This is a genomic window from Frateuria sp. (assembly GCF_035944355.1).
GTDB lineage: Bacteria > Pseudomonadota > Gammaproteobacteria > Xanthomonadales > Rhodanobacteraceae > Frateuria_A.
The window spans coordinates 142478-160578 of record NZ_DASZBH010000004.1 but is presented as its reverse complement, the minus strand read 5'-3'; the positions used below and the strand labels follow the sequence as shown (position 1 = coordinate 160578).

The 18101-nt window shown below is 63.8% G+C and carries 14 protein-coding genes; 8 read left to right on the top strand and 6 right to left on the bottom strand.

The annotated features are described in order from the left end of the window. Positions 1-48: 48 nt before the first annotated feature. The 3 genes from gcvT to VGU03_RS01920 form a co-directional block, all read right to left on the bottom strand. Positions 49-1149 carry a glycine cleavage system aminomethyltransferase GcvT gene (gene gcvT / locus VGU03_RS01930; protein ID WP_327478158.1) on the bottom strand — a complete coding sequence of 367 codons (1101 nt, stop codon included), beginning with the start codon at positions 1147-1149 and terminating at the stop codon, positions 49-51. Between the two features lie 102 nt (positions 1150-1251). Further along, positions 1252-1881: an alpha-ketoglutarate-dependent dioxygenase AlkB family protein gene (locus VGU03_RS01925; protein ID WP_327478156.1), complete on the bottom strand. Its 630-nt coding sequence runs from the start codon at positions 1879-1881 to the stop codon at positions 1252-1254. 20 nt (positions 1882-1901) lie between these two features. After that, positions 1902-3299 (bottom strand): amidase, encoded by a 1398-nt coding sequence (locus VGU03_RS01920; RefSeq protein WP_327478154.1) that lies wholly within the window; start codon positions 3297-3299, stop codon positions 1902-1904. A gap of 151 nt (positions 3300-3450) precedes the next feature. On the opposite strand from VGU03_RS01920, the gene VGU03_RS01915 reads away from it, so the two are divergent. The 4 genes from VGU03_RS01915 to VGU03_RS01900 all read left to right on the top strand — a co-directional run bounded on the left by VGU03_RS01915 (position 3451) and on the right by VGU03_RS01900 (position 8989). Next, positions 3451-5067: an electron transfer flavoprotein-ubiquinone oxidoreductase gene (locus VGU03_RS01915; RefSeq protein ID WP_327478152.1), complete on the top strand. Its 1617-nt coding sequence runs from the start codon at positions 3451-3453 to the stop codon at positions 5065-5067. A 65-nt stretch (positions 5068-5132) separates the two neighbouring features. Then, positions 5133-7178: a glycosyltransferase gene (locus VGU03_RS01910; RefSeq protein ID WP_327478150.1), complete on the top strand. Its 2046-nt coding sequence runs from the start codon at positions 5133-5135 to the stop codon at positions 7176-7178. A 95-nt stretch (positions 7179-7273) separates the two neighbouring features. Beyond that, positions 7274-8020: an electron transfer flavoprotein subunit beta/FixA family protein gene (locus VGU03_RS01905; protein WP_327478148.1), complete on the top strand. Its 747-nt coding sequence runs from the start codon at positions 7274-7276 to the stop codon at positions 8018-8020. 27 nt (positions 8021-8047) lie between these two features. Then, positions 8048-8989, top strand: a complete 942-nt coding sequence (locus tag VGU03_RS01900) for an electron transfer flavoprotein subunit alpha/FixB family protein (RefSeq protein ID WP_327478146.1) — start codon at positions 8048-8050, stop codon at positions 8987-8989. 110 nt (positions 8990-9099) lie between these two features. Here the strand turns inward: VGU03_RS01900 and VGU03_RS01895 are convergent, their stop codons facing one another. Further along, positions 9100-10428: a sulfotransferase gene (locus VGU03_RS01895; RefSeq protein ID WP_327478144.1), complete on the bottom strand. Its 1329-nt coding sequence runs from the start codon at positions 10426-10428 to the stop codon at positions 9100-9102. Positions 10429-10922: 494 nt separating this feature from the next. Between VGU03_RS01895 and VGU03_RS01890 the strand changes: the two genes are divergently transcribed. Genes VGU03_RS01890 through VGU03_RS01875 form a run of 4 tightly spaced genes read left to right on the top strand, consistent with a single transcriptional unit; the run spans position 10923 to position 13864 of the window. Then, positions 10923-11675, top strand: coding sequence for an NAD-dependent epimerase/dehydratase family protein (locus VGU03_RS01890; protein WP_327478142.1), 753 nt, complete (start codon positions 10923-10925; stop codon positions 11673-11675). Beyond that, entirely contained in the window at positions 11672-12688 is a 1017-nt protein-coding gene (locus tag VGU03_RS01885; protein WP_327478140.1) for a glycosyltransferase family 2 protein, read from the top strand. The genes VGU03_RS01890 and VGU03_RS01885 overlap by 4 nt, the downstream gene beginning before the upstream one ends. Positions 12689-12710: 22 nt before the next feature. Continuing rightward, the gene (locus tag VGU03_RS01880; RefSeq protein ID WP_327478138.1) at positions 12711-13115 is read left to right on the top strand and encodes a GtrA family protein; all 405 of its coding nucleotides are present in this window, start codon (positions 12711-12713) and stop codon (positions 13113-13115) included. 29 nt (positions 13116-13144) lie between these two features. Then, positions 13145-13864, top strand: coding sequence for a class I SAM-dependent methyltransferase (locus tag VGU03_RS01875; protein WP_327478136.1), 720 nt, complete (start codon positions 13145-13147; stop codon positions 13862-13864). A 322-nt stretch (positions 13865-14186) separates the two neighbouring features. On the opposite strand, the gene VGU03_RS01870 is transcribed toward VGU03_RS01875, so the two are convergent. Both VGU03_RS01870 and VGU03_RS01865 read right to left on the bottom strand, forming a co-directional pair. Further along, positions 14187-15782: a hypothetical protein gene (locus VGU03_RS01870; RefSeq protein WP_327478134.1), complete on the bottom strand. Its 1596-nt coding sequence runs from the start codon at positions 15780-15782 to the stop codon at positions 14187-14189. 73 nt (positions 15783-15855) lie between these two features. Next, positions 15856-18021 carry a hypothetical protein gene (locus VGU03_RS01865; protein ID WP_327478133.1) on the bottom strand — a complete coding sequence of 722 codons (2166 nt, stop codon included), beginning with the start codon at positions 18019-18021 and terminating at the stop codon, positions 15856-15858. Between the last annotated feature and the right edge of the window lie 80 nt (positions 18022-18101).

Below are 18101 nucleotides of genomic sequence, written 5' to 3'. Positions count from 1 at the left end.
GCGATTCTAGCCGCTACGGTGAATGCGGAGTGATGCAGGCGCCGGCCGTCAGATGCCTTCGCAGGGTTTGCCGTCGCGCACGAACGGGTACTTCACCACGCGCACCGGCACCTCGCGGCCGCGGATGTCCACGCGTACCTGGCCCGGCTCGCCGGCCGGGATGCGCGCGAACGCCACCGCCTTGTCCAGCGTGGGGGCGAAGCTGCCCGAGAGGATCTCGCCCTCGCCGTTGGCGGTGAGCACCTTCTGGCCGTGGCGAAGCACACCCTTCTCGTCCAGCACCAGGCCGACCATCACGCGCGGCACGCCGGCGGCCTTCTGCGCCTCCAGCGCCTTGCGGCCGATGAAATCGCGGCCCTCGTCCAGCGCGATGGTCCAGCCCAGGTTGGCCTCCCACGGCGAGACGCTCTCGTTCATGTCCTGGCCGTAGAGATTCATGCCCGCCTCCAGGCGCAGCGTGTCGCGCGCGCCCAGGCCGGCCGGCTTCACGCCCGCGCCGGCGAGCGCCTGCCACAGGGCCACCGCGTGCTCGGCCGGCACGATGATCTCGAAGCCGTCCTCGCCGGTGTAGCCGGTGCGCGCGATGAACAGCCCCATGCCGTGCGGACCCTGCGCCGCGGCGGCGGCGAAGCGGCCGAGCTTTTCGATGCGCGGGCGGTCGACTTCGTGCAGCAGGCCGATCACCTTGGCGCGCGCATTGGGGCCCTGCACCGCGATCATGGCGAAGTCGGGACGCTCCTTCACTTCCACGCCATAGGCCTTCGCCTGCTGCCCGATCCAGGCGAGGTCCTTGGCGCGCGTGGCGGCGTTCACCACCAGGCGGAAATGCGCCTCGTCGAAGAAGTACACGATCAGGTCGTCGATCACCCCGCCCTGCTCGTTCAACATGCACGAGTACAGCGCCTTGCCCTGCGCCTTGAGCTTGTCGACGTTGTTGGCCAGCAGGTGGCGCAGGAACTCGCGTGTGCGCGGGCCGTGCAGGTCGACCACCGTCATGTGCGAGACGTCGAACATGCCGGCGTCGCGGCGCACCGCATGGTGTTCCTCGATCTGCGAGCCGTAGTTGATCGGCATGTCCCAACCGCCGAAATCGACCATGCGCGCGCCCGATGCGCGATGGGTGTCGTTGAGTACGGTCTTCTCGGTCATCGCACGGGCACCTTGGGGAAAGCCGCGATTATCGCCGGCGCCCCGTTGCAAGCCAAGCCACGCACCGCGCTACGCCGCCTTGCAGGCGCGCCTCGACGGCAACTAGCCGATCCGCCGGAACGTGAGGTTGATGCGTGGCGCCGCGACCCGCAGCGCGCGCGGCAGCGCATGCTGGTACAGGCGCTGGGTGGCGCCGGCCATGCGCAGCAGGCTGCCGTGCGCCAGGCGCAGCTCCAGCGCGGCGCGCGCGGCCGCCTGTCCGCGTGCGGGCTTGCGGCGGAACACGAAGCGCCGCCCGGCGCCCAGGCTGAGCGAGGCGATGACGGGCTCCTGCCCCAGTTCCGGCTCGTCGTCGCTGTGCCAGCCCATCGCGTCGCGGCCGTCGCGGTAGAGATTGGCCAGCACGCTGTTGAAACCTGCACCGCAGACCTCGTCGATGCGTGCGCGCAACGCCGCCAGCGGCGCAGGCCAAGGCCGGGGTTCGAAGCGCGTGCGCGAATACACGTAGCCCGCTCCCGGGTCGCCGATCCAGCAGCTGAGTCTGGGCGAGCTGACTTCGCGGCCGCGGATCCGGATCACGTGCGTCTCCCACGGGATTTGCACATACAGGCTCTCGAACAGCGCATCGGCCTCGGCCGGCGCCAGCCACGCCGGCCAGTACGCCAGTTCGGCGCCCGGCAGATCGAGCAGTTGCCGGCCGGCGGAAGCAGCGAACAGATCCCCGATCGACATCGCTTCCACCCGGAACTGCGTCAGGCGATCGCCGGATAGGCCGGATCGGCGTCCAGCGACGAGGCACAGACCGCCGCCAGTTCCAGCAGACGCAGATCCGAACCGCGCGCGCCGACGAACTGCAGGCCGATCGGGCGGCCGTCGCTCAGCACGCCCATCGGCAGGCTCACCGCCGGGCAGCCGGCGAGGCTGGCGAAGCTGGTCAGATCCGCCGCGGAATCGGGCGCCGGCCCGTCCAGCGGAAACGCGCCCTGCGGCGTGGTCGGCAAAACCAATACGTCGATCTGCGCGAACAGCCGGCGCATCTTGAGCGTGGCGGCGTCCAGCACGCGGTCGGCCACGGCGTAGTCCGCGGCACTCTTGCGCGCGGCGTACTCGAGCAGCCCGCGCAACCGGGACGAAACCGGGCGGGTGGTGTCGGCCAGATCGGCGGCATAGGTGCCAAGCATCTCCGCCTCCATCAGCAGCAGGCCCGCGCGGCGTGAGCGCGCGAAATTCCAATCGGCGAAATCCACCGTGCGCCGTTCGCCCAGTTCACGCGGCAACCTGGCGAGCGCCGCTTCGAACACCTCGACAACTTCCGCGTCCACACCCACCGCCGCCAGGTTCGGCAACAGGCCCGCGCGCAGGTGGCCGGGCTCCCAATCCGGCGGGGAGAAGGCGACGCGGCGACGACGCGAGCGCGGGTCGTCGGCGTCGTAGCCGGCCAGCACCTGCAACAGCACGGTGAGGTCGTTGGCGCTGCGCGCCAACAATCCGACCGCATCGAGCCGGCGTGCCGCCGGCAGCATGCCGCGGGTGGAGATCTCCCCGTGCGTGGGCTTGAGCGCGTACACGCCGCAGTAGCTCGCAGGGATGCGGATCGAGCCGAGGCTGTCCGAACCCACCGCGGCCGCCGCGAGCCCGGCGGCGACCGCCGCGGCCGCGCCGCCGGATGAACCGCCCGCGCTGTAACCGTGCTTGTACGGATTGTGCGTCGGCCCGTAATGCGGGTTGTCGGTGGCGGCGCCCAGCGCGGCTTCGTCCATGTTGGTCTTGCCCACCAGCACCGCGCCGGAGGCGCGCAGGCGCGACACCACGTGGGCATCGTCCTGCACCGGCTGCTCGCGCCCCGGCAGGCCGGCACGGGTGGGCCAGCCGGCCATGTCGAAATTGTCCTTCAGCGCGATCGGTATGCCGTCCAGCCGCCCGAGCACGCCATCGCGGCGGCGATGGGTCGCGGTGCGCGCCTGTTCCTGCAGCAGGCCCGGCCGCAGGTCGACGTAGGCATTGAGTTCGGGATTGATCCGCTCGATCGCATCCTGGTAAGCGTCCGCCAGCGCCTGGGGTTGCACGCGTCCCACCGCCAGCCAGTGCAGCAACTGGCACACGCTGGCGCGGCGCAGGTCAATGTCGGCGATCGGCGCGGTCGAATTCATGCCTCGTCCTGTTGCATCGGATTCCCGATTATCGCCACGGTCCGCAAAGCGATTGCAAGCGCTCTTGAGTGAAGAGTCCGGTTTGCCGCCAGGCGCGCGAAACCGGACAATGCCGGTCTACCCTTGGTACGCAGGCAGCACGGAGTCCGCCATGAGCGAACGCGAGATGATGGAATACGACGTGGTCGTGGTCGGCGCCGGCCCCGCCGGGCTGTCGTTCGCGATCCGCCTCAAGCAGCTGTCGCCCGGGACCACCGTCTGCGTGATCGAGAAGGCGTCCACCGTCGGCGCGCAGATCCTCTCCGGCGCCGTGATCGAACCCGGCCCGCTCGATGCCCTGCTGCCCGGCTGGCGCGACAACCCGCCACCGGTGTGCGTGCCCGCCGGCGAGGACGAGTTCTGGATGCTGTCCAAGACCGGCGGGCGCAAGCTGCCGGTGCCGCCGGGCATGCGCAACCACGGCAACTTCATCGTGTCGCTGGGGGCCATGTGCGCCTGGCTGGCGCCCCAGGCCGAGGCACTGGGCGTGGACGTGTTCCCCGGCTTCGCCGCCGCCGACAACATCTATGACGAGGATGGCTCCGTCGCCGGCGTGCGCATCGGCGACATGGGCGTGGCCAAGGACGGCACGCACAAACCCGGTTACACCCAGGGCATCGACATCAAGGCCAAGGTCACCGTGCTCGCCGAGGGCGCGCGCGGCAGCCTCACCAAGCAGCTGATCAAGCGCTTCGACCTGGCGAAGGACGCCGACCCGCAGGGCTACTCGATCGGCATCAAGGAGCTGTGGCACGTGCCCGCCGGCCGCGTCACTCCCGGCAAGATCGTGCACAGCATCGGCTGGCCGGCCGATGACCATACTTATGGCGGCAGCTTCCTCTACCACCTGGACGGTGACCGCATCGCGCTGGGCTACGTCAGCGGCCTGGACTACCGCGACCCGGAGTACAAGCCGTGGGAGGCCTTCCAGCAGTGGAAGAACCACCCGCACGTCAAACCGCTGCTGGAAGGCGGCAGCATCCTTTCCGCCGGCGCGCGCGCCATCGTCACCGGCGGCTGGCAGTCGCTGCCCAAGGTCGAGATGCCCGGCGCGCTCCTGATCGGCGACACCGCCGGCCTGCTCAACGTGCCCAAGATCAAGGGCACGCACCAGGCGATCCGCAGCGGCATGCTGGCCGCCGAACACCTGGCCGCCAATGGTTTGAAACCCGCCGGCTTCGATGCCGCCCTGCGCGCCTCGCCGGCGATGGACGAGCTCAAGCAGGTGCGCAACATCAAGCCCGGCTTCAAGAAGGGCATGTGGTTCGGCCTGGCCAACGCCGCCTGGGAGACGCTCACCCGCGGCGCCTCGCCATGGACGCTGAAGAACAAGGCCGACTGGTGCTCGCTGGACAAGCTCGGCGAGCACGAGGAACCCAGGCGCGATTACGTCACGCGCGACCTGCCCCCGCGCGACCGCCTGGCCGGCGTCTACTTCGCCGCCACCGAGCACGACGAGGACCAGCCGATCCACTTGCACGTGGCCGACACCAACATCTGCATCGAACGCTGCAGCGTCGAGTACGGCAACCCCTGCACGCGTTTCTGCCCGGCCAGCGTGTACGAGATCGTCGAGGACGCCATGCCTGATGGAAGCAGAGGCAAGCGCCTGCAGATCAACGCCGCCAACTGCGTGCACTGCAAGACCTGCGACATCAAGGACCCGTACGAGATCATCACCTGGGTCACGCCCGAGGGCGGGTCGGGGCCGAATTACCAGAACCTCTGACGTCTTGCGCGACACCACCCGAGGACCCGACCCTGAGCAGTACCCTTCGCTGGCAACTTCGGCGCATGCGCTACCTGCTGCAACGCGTGAGCGGCAGCCTGGCCCAGCGCGGCCTGCGCGGAACCGTGGGTCGCATCCGGCAGGAGCTGCGGCCGCGCCGGCAGGACGTCACCACTTTCGAAACCGAGCCTCTGGGCAGCGGCACGCTGCCCCCGTCGTTGCAGTGCAGCCATGCGCCACTGGTGTCGGTGGTCATTCCGGTCCATGGCAAATTGGACTACACCGTGGCATGCCTGCGCTCGATCGCGCGCCACAGCACCCGGGTGCCGTTCGAACTGATCGTGGTGGACGACGCCTCGCCCGACGCCACCGCCGAGGCGCTCGCGGGCGTCGCTGGCCTGCGCCTTCTGCGAAACCCCTCCAACCTTGGGTTCATTGGTAGCTGCAACGCAGGCGCTGCCATTGCGCGCGGCAATTACCTTCTGTTCCTCAACAATGACACCCAGGTCACCCCAGGCTGGCTGGATCGCCTGTACGGCTGTCTTGCTGAAGAGCCTGACGCAGGCATGGCCGGCAGCCGACTGGTCTATCCGGACGGCCGCCTCCAAGAAGCCGGCGGCATCGTTTATGCCGATGGCCAGGCCTGGAACTACGGCCGCTTCGAACAGCCGGACGACCCGCGCTTTCTTTACCGCCGCGACGTCGACTACGTGTCCGGCGCCAGCCTGATGATCGACTCCGCGCTGTTCCGCGCAATCGGCGGCTTCGACGCGCACTATGCGCCGGCCTACTGCGAGGACATGGATCTCGCCTTTGCGGTGCGCGCCGCCGGCCGTCGCGTGCTGTACGAACCGGCCAGCGTGGTCGTGCACTGCGAAGGCATCAGTTCGGGCCTGGATCCCTTCACGGGCGTCAAGCAATACCAGCGGGTGAACCAGGCCAAGTTCGTTGCTAAATGGCGCGAAGCGCTCGAACGGCAGCCGCCTGCACGCACCCGCGTTGAAGAGGCACTGGGCTGGGGCCGCAGGCACATCCTCATAGTCGATGCGTTGACGCCTGACCCCACGCGCGACTCCGGGTCGCTGCGGCTGGTCAACATCATGCGACTGCTGCGCGAGCGGAACTGGCAGGTCAGCTTCATGGCGGACAATCGCCGCGCCACGCCGGCAGAGATCGAGCGCCTCGGGCGATTAGGCGTGCGCGTGTTGTGCAAGCCATGGTCGCCGCCGCTGTCGGCCTGGCTGGCCCGCGAAGGTCGTGACCTGGACGCGGTGATGCTGTGCCGCCACTACATCGCCCTGCCCCACCTGTCGCTGGTGCGCCGGCTGGTGCCGCGCGCGAAGGTGCTTTTCGACACGGTGGACCTGCACTTCCTGCGCGAGCAGCGCGCCGCCGAACACGCCGCCAATCCGGCGCTGGCGCGACAGGCGCAGGCTTCACGGCAAGCCGAACTGGGGTTGATCCGCGCGGCTGACGTCACCCTGGTGGTCAGTCCGATCGAGCGCGAGCTATTGATGGCCGAGCTCCCTGAAGCACGCGTAGAACTACTCTCCAACGTGCACGACGTGCCCGGACGCAGCCGCGGCTTCGGCGAACGTGCCGGCCTGATGTTCGTCGGCGGCGCTGCGCACCCGCCGAACATTGATGCGATCGAATGGCTGGCGGAGGACATCTATCCACGCATCCGCGCGCGCCGGCCCGACATCGAGCTGCACCTTATTGGTGACATGGCTGAATCGGATCGTACGCGCCTGGCCATCGCCGGCATCCGCGCACACGGTCGGGTCGAGGAACTCGGCCCGTGGCTGTCCGACTGCCGCATCGCGCTGGCTCCATTGCGCTACGGCGCGGGCGTGAAAGGCAAGGTCAATATGGCGATGAGTCACGGCCTGCCCGTGGTAGCCACCTCGATCGCCGCCGAAGGCATGAACCTAATCGATGGGCAGGACGTGCTGTTGGCTGACGATGGCGAAAGCTTCGTCGAGGCAGTGTTGCGCCTGTACGACGACGAAGCGCTGTGGATGCGCCTGTCCGAGGCGGGTCTGGCCAACGTGCAGCGACATTTCTCCTTCGACGCCGCGCGCCAGGCACTGGACCGGGCACTGGCCTGAGCGAACGCCACAGCGACACCCCAATGCAGCGCTCACGCTAGAATGCCCGTTTCGAGCGCTGCCTGGCGCTGCATTCAAACGCAAGGATCCCATCGATGAAGATTCTGGTCGGCTACAAGCGCGTTGTGGACTACAACGTCCGCATCCAGGTCAAGCCCGACGGCACCGGCGTGGTGACCGAGGGCGTCAAGCTTTCCGCCAACCCCTTCGACGACATCGCACTGGAAGAGGCCCTGCGCCTGCGCGAGAAGGGCGTGGCCGAGGAAGTGGTGATCGTGGGCATCGGCCCGGCCGATCTCACCGCGCACCTGCGCAACGGCTTGGCCATGGGCGCCAACCGCGCCATCCACGTAACCACGACCGAGGCCGTGCAGCCGCTCACCGCCGCGCGCACCTTCCTCAAGCTGGTTGAAAAGGAGCAGCCGGGCCTGGTGATCCTGGGCAAGCAGGCGATCGACGACGACGCCAACCAGACCGGCCAGATGCTCGCCGCGCTGTGGGACCGCCCGCAGGCCACGTTCGCCAGCAAAGTCGAGATTGCCGATGGCAAGGCGACCGTCACCCGCGAGGTCGACGCCGGTCTGGAAACCATCGAGGCCGACCTGCCCGCCGTGATCACCACGGACCTTCGCCTCAACGAGCCGCGCTTCATCAAGCTGCCGGACATCATGAAGGCCAAGTCCAAGCCGATCGACGTGATCGAGTTCGCCTCGCTCGGCGTCGAAGGCGGCGACCACCTGAAGACCACCCACTACGCCGCGCCGCCCAAGCGCAGCAAGGGCGTGATGGTGAAGGACGCGGCCGAGCTGGTCGCCACCCTCAAGCAGAAAGGCCTGCTGTAAGCGGCCGCCGGGAACTGGAGAGCAGACATGAGCAAGATCCTCGTCATCGCCGAACATCTGGGCGGCAAGCTCAACCCCTCCACCGCGCGCGCCGTCAGCGCCGCCGCGGCGGTCAAGCCTGAAGCCATCGACGTGCTGGTGCTGGCGGACAGCGCCGACACCCTCGCCGCCGAGGCTGCAAAGATCGAGGGCGTGAGCCACGTGCTCACCGTCGCCCGCCCCGAGAACGCTCATGCGCTCGCCGCCGTGCTGGCGCCGCAGGTGGCCAAGGCTGCCACCGGCTACAGCCACGTGTTTGTTCCCTCCACCACTTTCGGCAAGGACCTGGCCCCGCGCGTGGCCGCCCTGCTCGGCGTGGCGCAGGTCAGCGACGTGATGGCGGTCGAGGGCAGCCATACCTTCAAGCGTCCGATCTACGCGGGCAACGCCATCGTCACGGTGGAAGCCGATCCGGCGCAGACCGTGGTCGCCACCATCCGCACGGCGTCCTGGCCGGCTGCCGCCAGCGGTGCGAACAGCGCCCCGGTTGAAACGCTGAGCCTCGACGTCGCGCTGCCCTCCTACACCCGCTTCGTCGAACTGAAGCAGGGCAAGAGCGACCGCCCGGACCTGCAGAGCGCCAGCAAGGTCGTTTCGGGCGGCCGCGGCGTCGGCTCGAAGGAAAACTTCGAGATCATCTACAAGTTCGCCGACAAGATCGGCGCCGCCGTGGGCGCCTCACGCGCCGCCGTGGATGCGGGCTACGTCCCCAACGAGATGCAGGTCGGCCAGACCGGCAAGATCATCGCTCCCGAGTTGTACATGGCGATCGGCATCTCCGGCGCCATCCAGCATCTGACCGGCATCAAGGATGCGGGCACCATCGTGGCGATCAACAAGGATGCCGAGGCGCCGATTTTCGAGGTGGCCGACATCGGACTCGTGGGAGATCTGTTCAAATTGATTCCGGAACTGGAGCAGGCACTTTGAGTCCCGCCAACCGGACACACTGGCACACGGCGTCGCCATCATCGACGGCGACGCGTCCGATTTGACACGAATCCGATCAATTGCGCTTCAGCTTTCGCGGTGAGCGACAACTACGTCAGCTTGTCCATCACCCGGTGGAAAAGGCGTCGAAACACGGCGTGGCGTGGTGTCGGCGCGATGGTATAGGGTCCGGCAACCTCGCCGGTCTCCCGGCTGCGCAGGACCAGCTCAAGCCGACACGGCCGAGCGGTCAAACCGGGCGGAACCAGAGCTGTGACCCGCTCGCCCCGGCTGCTCACTGAGGTTTCCAGCGGCACTCCATCCAATTCGATAACGGTGTCCCACCAAGCGTTGCGGGTTTTGACCCAGAGGGCGTTCCTGCCATCCGGTTGGGTATTGAACGGCGCGCCGGCGACTATGTCCCGCGGCCCCCAACCCAATACCTTCAAGGGTGCCTCAAGCAATTTAAGGCGCACCTTTGTACTGCGCAGCTCGGCAAAGAGCCGATCGTTCACGTCCGAACGCAGACCGCGCTGATACTCGCGCAACCTGCGCTGCAGCTCGCGGAAAGCCGCGAGCCTTCCTGTCGACAGGCCAGGACCTTGCTGGAGCCGGCGGTAGAGCTCGAATGCTTCACGGACCCATTCATCAGGCGCGTCGATGTTGGCCTCGATACTGTCGTCGCCGATATCGGTGGGGCCGGAGCTGTTGATTCTTTCGCGCAACGGCGTCAGACACCCGGGATGGAATTCCTCGCCAGCAAACGCGAGGCAACGTCGCAGAGTTGTTTCCGGGTCCGCAACGATGTCCTCGTAACGGATGCGCAGGATGCGCCCCGGGCCCAATGCTTCCTCGGCAATCGCACATGAAAGAACCATCCGGGACCAAGTGCGATATGCCTCCTCCTCGGGGTAATCGCTGGCGCCCGCAGCGGAAAAATTCATGAGGGAGGCAGCAACCTGCCGTGGGTTCCGCAAGATATGGATGAATTTCGCCCCCGGATACATGCGTACTAGAGACAACACGAAATGGGCGTTCTCCGGCGTGCCATCGATCCAGCGCCGCTTCGGATCCGCTTCGGAAATCTTCAGCTCGATGTTTTCGGTGTGTTCGTTGTGGAACTCGCTGGAGTTGGCATGATCAACCAGCCGCGGTCGCGACGATATGATGAGATCGTCGCAGGCCAAGCCGAAGTGAACACGAAACTCCCGTGGGGTGAGCTGCGCCATGCCGATCAAGGAGCGGTGGCCTTGCCGTGACCCGATTTCGTAGAGGTAGTCGAGGTCGACGGCCAGTTTGTAGACGAAATGCGTTTCTTCCAGCGGAAAGATGTTCGGATGCTGCCCAAGCGCCCAGGTCATGACGCTGGTGGCGGACCGGTACGACCCGATGATGAAAATTGGGCATGATGCTTTGTCGCGATCTATCTTTGACGGCATTTCGACTCGGTCCTGGGTTACTCCGCGCCCTCTGGAAACGTCGACCGCCTGTCATGGTGTACACGAGGCTATCGTTTCGGCAGTGATCGCCCTAACCGGTGGATGCGACAGGCCGGCTCCCGCGCCCCATCGAATCACGCCGCACAGCGTACGAGAGCTCCTCTATAATGGCGTGTCACGCAAGGTTGCGATCCTGGGCGCTGAACCTCCGGGTGAACCTGACCTGCCCCGCCCGACCATCGCGGCCGAGTTGCATCGAACTGCACGCCCGGCAAGCATTCCTAGACGCACAGCGCTCAAGGCCACCGCATCCGGCACCCAACATGCCTCCCTTACCAAACGCTGGAATATCGGCGTACGGATCAATCGAGACACATGATGCAGTCGAACCAGATCAAATCGGCGTCTCAGTACCTCCAGGGCAGCCGCACAAGTTCTTGCCATCTGCCGGGGCGGCCCCTCCTCGATATCACTTTCTTGCGGAGACGCGCTCCATGATCGTTGGCAGAGGCCTACTAGCGCAGGCCTTCGGGCCGCATTTCGCCGAAGATCCCCGCTTCGTTATATTTGCCTCCGGGGTCTCCAACTCTCTCGAGACGCGTCCTGAGGAGTTTGCGCGCGAAGCGGCATTGCTGCGCGAGTTGGTGGATGGTGATGTGAAGCGATTCGTTTATTTCGGTAGCTGTGGCGCCACCGCGCCCGAATCGGAACTCACCCCCTACATGCTGCACAAGCGCGCGATGGAGTCATTGGTACTTGCCGCTCCGCACGGTCTGGTGTTGCGCCTTCCGCAGGTGGTGGGCCACACCGGCAATCCGCGCACCCTGACCAATTTCCTCCGGAACCATATCGTATCCGGCGAACACTTCACGGTATGGGCTCGCGCTGAGCGCAATCTCATCGACATCGACGACATCGTCGAGATCGGGTCCTGGCTGGTCACGGAGCTACCTCCCAAAGCCACCGCCGTTTCCATCGCCGCCATCCACTCGCTGCCCATGCCCCGGATCGTCGAGATATTCGAACGCGTGCTAGGTCGAACCGCCAACTGCACATATGTCGAACGAGGCGCACCCATGATCATCGATACCCGCATGATCGAAAGCCTGGCACCACAGCTCGGCATAGATCTTGGCGAAGGCTACATCGAGCGCGTCATCGACAAGTACTACGCCGCCGACCAATGCAGCGACATCGGCAATTCACCGCCATCCAAGGCATGCATCACACGGACGACCGCGCCATGAACCATAGCTCCACCAGCCTGATGGCCGCCGAGGCCGAAGTAGATGTCTCCATCGTGGTGCCAGTGTATGGCGGCAGTGCCGCCCTGCCCGAGCTGTGCCGTCGCTTGGATGCGACACTGCAGGCTGCCGGCCTCAATCACGAAGTGATCCTGGTCGACGACCGCGGCCAAACCGAAGCCTGGGGCGTGATCTGCGCAGTTGCCGCGCAGCATCAGCGGGTACGCGGCTTGCGTCTTGGCCGGAATTTCGGCCAACACGCCGCAACCATCTGCGGCATTGCGCACGCACGCGGCGAGTGGATCGTCACGATGGACGACGATCTCGAGCATCCGCCCGAGTCGATCCCTGCCCTGCTCGCGGCCGGTGACGATGATCATCCGCTGGTCTACGGCGTATTCCAGAAGCGCACCCACGCCGCATACCGCAATCTGAGTTCGGAACTGATGCGGCGCCTGCTCAAGCGCGCCTTCCCCGATCTCAACGAGGACTACTGCTCTTTCCGCGCCATCCACGCGCCGCTGGCCAAGCAACTCGACCGTTTCGGCCTCAATCGCCCCTACATCGACGGCATGCTGTCCTGGTTGACCTCGTCGACGCGCAGCGTCAACGTGCCGCACGAACAACGGCAGCATGGCGAAAGCACCTACACCATGCGCAAGCTGCTCTCGCACGCGGCCAACATCTTCATCACCTTCTCCTACATGCCGTTGCGCATCGCCACATTCGGCGGCGCCGGGTTGGCGGTTCTCAGCTTTTTGTATCTGCTCTACGTGATCTACGGCAGGTTGAGCGGCAGCATCACCGACCCGGGCTATGCATCGCTGATGTCGGTCGTTCTGTTCGCTTGCGGCATTCAGCTGCTGATACTCGGCGTGGTCGGTGAATATGTAGGCCGGCTGATGGGCGCGACGTTCCGGCGCCCGGTGTATGTCGTGGATTGCGAAACCCGAAGCCAGAAAACGACTCCCCTCGGTTCCATCGTTTCCGATACTCCATCCAAAATTATCCGCTGAAATGCACCACCGATCGATGAGAATGATCTTGGCCCATCTCCGACACCCTTTCCTGAATCGCGCCTGGTTTGGTGAAGTTCTGCGCTTCCTGATCGGGGGAGTGCTGAATGTGGTCGTTGGCTATGGCGGCTATTTAATTCTGCTGCACTTGTTCCGCTACGAGGTGGCATACGCTTTCGCATACGTACTGGGCATCGTCGTGTCGTATGTATTCAGCACGCTCTACGTGTTCCGGCAGCCCATGCGCTGGCGCTCTGCATTGCGGTATCCACTGGTGTACCTCCTGCAATTCCTGCTCGGCCTGATCTTGCTCAAGATCTTGGTCGAACTAGCCCACATGCCGCAGCGATACGCTCCGCTCGCCGTCGCCGTACTCACCATACCGGCGACATTCCTGGCATCGCGCACCATCATTCGCACTAATTGAGCACTATTTCAGAGCCCGACGAGATAGCCATGAACAAGTCAGTGAAACCCGAGTTTGATCAGTATGCCGAAAATTACACGGATCTCCATCGGGCCAGCATCCGGACCAGCGGCGAGGATCCCGCGTTTTTCGCGGCTTACAAGGCGAGATACATGGCCTCCTGGCTCGGGGACGGTGCGCGGGTCAAGTCGCTTTCAATACTCGATTTTGGCTGTGGTGTCGGCAATGCGATTGCTCACTTGCGCAAAGCGTTCCCTGCCGCGTCGCTGCACGGCGCTGATCTGTCGGGCGAGAGCATTAGGCTTGCCAGCGAATCCCATGCTCGCGAGGCGACGTTCCGTACCATCGAAAATGCCCGCCTCCCCCATGATGACGCGAGCTTTGACATCGTCATGGCGGCTTGTGTTTTCCACCACATACCGCCGGTCGAACGTGCCCACTGGATGAGTGAAATCAGGCGGGTGTTGAAGCCCGGTGGCCACGTTTTCGTCTTCGAGCACAACATGCTCAATCCGCTGACTCTGAAAACCGTACGGGACTGCCCTTTCGATGAAGACGCGATCCTGCTACCGCGCTCTGAACTGCTCGGTCTAGTCCGGCACGCAAAGTTTGAAGGCGTCCGCTGCCGTTACATCGTGTTCTTCCCGCATCTGCTCGGTTTCTTACGTCCGCTCGAGCCGGCCATGGGCTGGATACCCTTTGGCGCGCAATATGTTGTTCACGGCAGTACCAGTCAGGCTCGCGTCTAACAAATGCCGCGCAAAGTTGCGGGCGCTGCGAGTGACGGTCACGAACGCCGGCGAATTCGCCAGCGCTCGCGTGTCGAAGCCGACATACTTCACGCCTATCGGAAGCAGATGCACGATGCTGCCGGGACCGCAGCCGATATCCATGACTTTCTCTGGCCTGCCTTGACCTGCCTTGACCTGCCTTGACCTGCCTTGACCTGCCAGAAACGCTAGACCCATGTACGCGCCTCTGTGGCACCGACAAGATCCTGGAAGAGGTTGTACGCGATTGGATCAATCGTTGTTCCTGTGGCTTGGTGCGGCCCGGCCGCTGCATACACGTTCAATCAGCGTGATCGTTGCCATCGCTTCCGGCTTTGTCGACTGACGATACAGGCTCAGCAGGCACCTGGGTCGGCGTCGGAAGATACGAATGCCATCGCCGCATCCTGGGTGAGTAGATATTCAACCGGTTCGCACTCAGCAATTGCGTCAACTCACGACGGATCTTGGGCGATTCGCCACAGACGGGATTCACCAAGTCACAGTCCTTCGTGTGCACCGGATCCCTGGCGAGCGCGTCGATTTCGGCGGCTTGCTTGGCGTAATAGGCCCATTCGTATTTCGGCATGCGCCACGCATGGATCGACTGTGGCACTTGCGCCAACAGCAGCAACAGGGCGCCGACGACCGGTCCCCAAGTTCGCATGGTTTGCCACCAGATCACCGGCCGGCGTCGGGTAGTCACCGCTTCGAAACCTAGCTCCTGCGAACCCGCCCACATCAGCAGCAACGCGATCAGCTGCTCCGCATAAAGCATCACATAGCGTGGTTGCTCCAGGTAATCGTTTCCAGATGCGCTGACCCGCCAGAGGATAATGCCGGCCAGCCAGCCGTATGACAGAAGCATCATGCAGACCGCCATGAATACCGGCAGGTTGTACCTACCTCGTAAAGCACGCCTCCAGAAGAACACATGGGCCGCAAGCAGCAGCACCCCCATGATCGCCTGGACGGCAAACCAAACATCTGCCTGCGATGTCTTCAACGGACTTTGGTAATAGACCGGCAGCACCAGCGGCAACAATATCCACTGCCACCAGCCGCCCTGTTTGAATCTCTCGACCAGTACACTGACAAGCGGAGTGGACGCATGCGCGGACGCCACCGGCGCCCCGGGTATATGCGCGTAACCAATGCGTACCAGTACCTCGAACCCAATTACGATGGCGATGATCCTCCAAGCAGAAAAAACCCGCTGCTCCGGATCGGCCCGTAGAGCTAGCAATACGCTCATCAGCGTGGCTATCACAGCGATAATCGCGCTGTCGTCGCTGCTGATACCCAATACCAGGATAGCCACAACCAGCGGCAGATAATGCTGGCTGCGATGCGCGTGCCATACGGCCAGCATGAAGAACAGGATCACAAGGATCGTAATGTTTTCCAGTGCAACCAGTGGCCATACCCACACGCCCACACTACCGAGCGAGAACAGCAATGCGCAGATCGCTATCCATGCCAGAAGGGGCACACCATTGCCCGTGTTCCGGGGCCAATGCCGCATCAGCACCGCGTAAAAGATCAGCGCGCAAGCGATAGTCGCGAGCACGCCAAAGACGGCCTCCACGACATAGTCGAGATCGAAATAGCGCCATTCGAACAGGAGGATCAGCTTGAATAGCGGCAGCGCATGGTCGTCTGCGCTGCGCTTGACGAAGAAATCGGTGATCTGAAGACGGCCATCGATGGCTTTTCGTACAAATACATCGAGGTAGTACCAGGCGTCCGCCTGGATGACCGGACTCGACGCGCGCAGCACGAACCACAGCGCGTTGACCATCAACAGGATGACGAATGACCACGTCACTGCCAGCGCGATTCTCGATGCAGACGTACTGCCTCGCCGCACGGGTCCCATGGGTCCATTCATATTCATGATACGAACCGACTCCTGATTGACTTGCCGGCAGAACCCCTATGGACGAAAACCGCCTGCTGTGCTCACCCAGCTACAACACATGACCGGGCCGGCTAATCTCGATCGTGTGCAGGCCCACTCCGCTCAGGACGAAGGCCGTCTGAAATCCGTTCACGCGGAACGATTTGACCCGCTTGCCATCGATCGTCGCCCGCCAACGACCGGCAATGTCCTCGTTCAATACCAGCAACCCACTCCCTCGGGTTTCTACTATCGCGTGCACACGCACGGGGCCATCTTCCAACAGAGTAGGAACCGTGAGCGTGGCACGGTCCGACGGGTATTCCCCCGGCTCAAAGCCCGATGGCAAGTCTTCCTTCGCTACATAGACGCGCACAATACCGCCAGCGGGGGCGCCCATGAGCGCATCGACCGGCGACTTGACCACCTGCACGCCTCCCTGCACGAAGAACAGGCGTGGTAGTGCGTGCTGGTTCACTCGCAAGGAAATCTTATCGTCGATTCTGATATCACCACCGACGGGTGGCACGGCCGGAACAACCCGATATTTCACGCCATATAGATTGGCGACGGCAGGGGACGGAAAGAACAACAGCCGGAATTTGTCGTATTCCTGTGGACTGATATCACCACCGATGCCGCGCAGTCCGAGGTTGGCCAGCGTGACGGTGAAATTCTTGTAGTTTCCAATGTTCGGACTTACCGCGAAACGATAGTCCTCGCCATCCGTGATGTACGCGGCAATCCTCAGCGCCTCCGCACGGGTTTGCACATGTTCCGCATCCACCAGCATCGACTGACTTGGCGGGAATCGCGCATAGGAAAGCACTGGCACGACTAGGCCCAAGAAGACAACTGCTACCGCCGCCAATGGATGGAATCTGCGGGTCTGCGCCGGAAATAGCAGGCAAATTGCGAGCAGAGTAAAACTGAGGCAGAACGATAGTACGTTGATCACCACCATTTTTACGTGCATTGCCTGGATCAGCCACAGCGCCGCCGCGAACCCAATCAGCAGGCCCCAAAGCGAGGCCCTCCTAAAACGCCCTCTAAAAACTTCGGCTGCGCTCGCATCGAGCAACTGCTGCAAGCCATAGCTGCCCAGCGCAAACAGCACGGTGGCCGTGTAGCACGACCACCAATTCACCTCGCGCACTTTGTTCGCAACCGGTATCCACCACAACAGCGGCGTGAAAAGTCCGAAGCAAAATAGCGCGGTGACGAGCGCCGAAGCCAGAAGGGCACCGATCATGCGATCACGCCGGCCAGCGAAATAACCCAGGGCCGCACACAGGGCTACTGCCGCCCCGACATAGAGATTGCCGACAATCACCGTATGCTTGCTGCTGTAGACCAGCAGGGCACCTGCGTCCCGCACTCTCAGCGCATATTCGCGCATCGCGTCGATCGGCATACGCTTGCTGCCGATGAGCACGCCCTTGTCGCCTAGCCAGCGCACTGCTTTGCTAAGAAAGCTCACTACAGCAAGCAAGTATTCGCCGCAGACCAGCAAAGCCAGCACGCCAGCCACTGCCAAGGCAAGCGTCGCGCGAACAAAGGCGTCCCGTTCATCGCGCTGGCCGCCAAGACACGTGGAGATGGCCATGAAGCCCCACATGACCGCCGAACCAACGACGGTCAGGACCATATTCTGAGCAGGCTGCGCATACACCAGCAGAGAGAACGTAGCAGCCAGACCCAGCACCGCAACGATACGCCTGCGTCTGCCTGGATCTCCGTACAACCAGACTTGGCAGGCCAGTACCCACGGCAGCCACGAGAACGACGCGAGTATCTGCGGCCAGTTCAGCATGCTCTGCACGGCGGGCAGCCACGGGCTAGACAAGCCGATGGCTAGCGCCAGCCATCGCCGCACGCCGATGCCACAGCACAGGAGATAGCAGCCCGTGCCATAGATGGCTAAATGAAGAAAGTTGACGACCCGAAGCCGAGCTACCGTGTCAAAGATGTCTGCATCCGTGCCGAGCCAATTGAAGTAGAACGGGTACAGCGGATGGAAGTAAGGCGTGTTCCACAACGACAGTCCCGCGACCTGTCCTGGGTCGTACATGCCGGCCAGCAAGCCATGCTGGTGAATCGCGCGGCTGATGTCATAGAACAACGGTGCCAGGATGTTTTCGGCATCCGGTCCATATACGACGACGCTGCCGTAGTAGTAGAGGCTTGCCAGGAGATAAATGGCAACACCCAGGGCCAGCATTACGGTCGGCTTCATGTACCGCTCGGGCAGCGTCCTCATCCGAAATCTCCATATCAATGCACTCGAAACAAAACGGCGCACTACGTCGTGCCTCA

What these genes read in the sequence shown, in the direction of transcription:
- VGU03_RS01895 (WP_327478144.1), bottom strand. Translation starts at nt 10,428, where the DNA reads ATGCCGTCAAAGATAGATCGCGACAAAGCATCATGCCCAATTTTCATC.
- VGU03_RS01880 (WP_327478138.1), top strand. Translation starts at nt 12,711, where the DNA reads ATGATCTTGGCCCATCTCCGACACCCTTTCCTGAATCGCGCCTGGTTT.
- VGU03_RS01925 (WP_327478156.1), bottom strand. Translation starts at nt 1,881, where the DNA reads ATGTCGATCGGGGATCTGTTCGCTGCTTCCGCCGGCCGGCAACTGCTC.
- VGU03_RS01875 (WP_327478136.1), top strand. Translation starts at nt 13,145, where the DNA reads ATGAACAAGTCAGTGAAACCCGAGTTTGATCAGTATGCCGAAAATTAC.
- VGU03_RS01920 (WP_327478154.1), bottom strand. Translation starts at nt 3,299, where the DNA reads ATGAATTCGACCGCGCCGATCGCCGACATTGACCTGCGCCGCGCCAGC.
- VGU03_RS01870 (WP_327478134.1), bottom strand. Translation starts at nt 15,782, where the DNA reads ATGAATATGAATGGACCCATGGGACCCGTGCGGCGAGGCAGTACGTCT.
- VGU03_RS01915 (WP_327478152.1), top strand. Translation starts at nt 3,451, where the DNA reads ATGAGCGAACGCGAGATGATGGAATACGACGTGGTCGTGGTCGGCGCC.
- VGU03_RS01910 (WP_327478150.1), top strand. Translation starts at nt 5,133, where the DNA reads ATGCGCTACCTGCTGCAACGCGTGAGCGGCAGCCTGGCCCAGCGCGGC.
- VGU03_RS01890 (WP_327478142.1), top strand. Translation starts at nt 10,923, where the DNA reads ATGATCGTTGGCAGAGGCCTACTAGCGCAGGCCTTCGGGCCGCATTTC.
- gcvT (WP_327478158.1), bottom strand. Translation starts at nt 1,149, where the DNA reads ATGACCGAGAAGACCGTACTCAACGACACCCATCGCGCATCGGGCGCG.
- VGU03_RS01905 (WP_327478148.1), top strand. Translation starts at nt 7,274, where the DNA reads ATGAAGATTCTGGTCGGCTACAAGCGCGTTGTGGACTACAACGTCCGC.
- VGU03_RS01865 (WP_327478133.1), bottom strand. Translation starts at nt 18,021, where the DNA reads ATGAAGCCGACCGTAATGCTGGCCCTGGGTGTTGCCATTTATCTCCTG.
- VGU03_RS01885 (WP_327478140.1), top strand. Translation starts at nt 11,672, where the DNA reads ATGAACCATAGCTCCACCAGCCTGATGGCCGCCGAGGCCGAAGTAGAT.
- VGU03_RS01900 (WP_327478146.1), top strand. Translation starts at nt 8,048, where the DNA reads ATGAGCAAGATCCTCGTCATCGCCGAACATCTGGGCGGCAAGCTCAAC.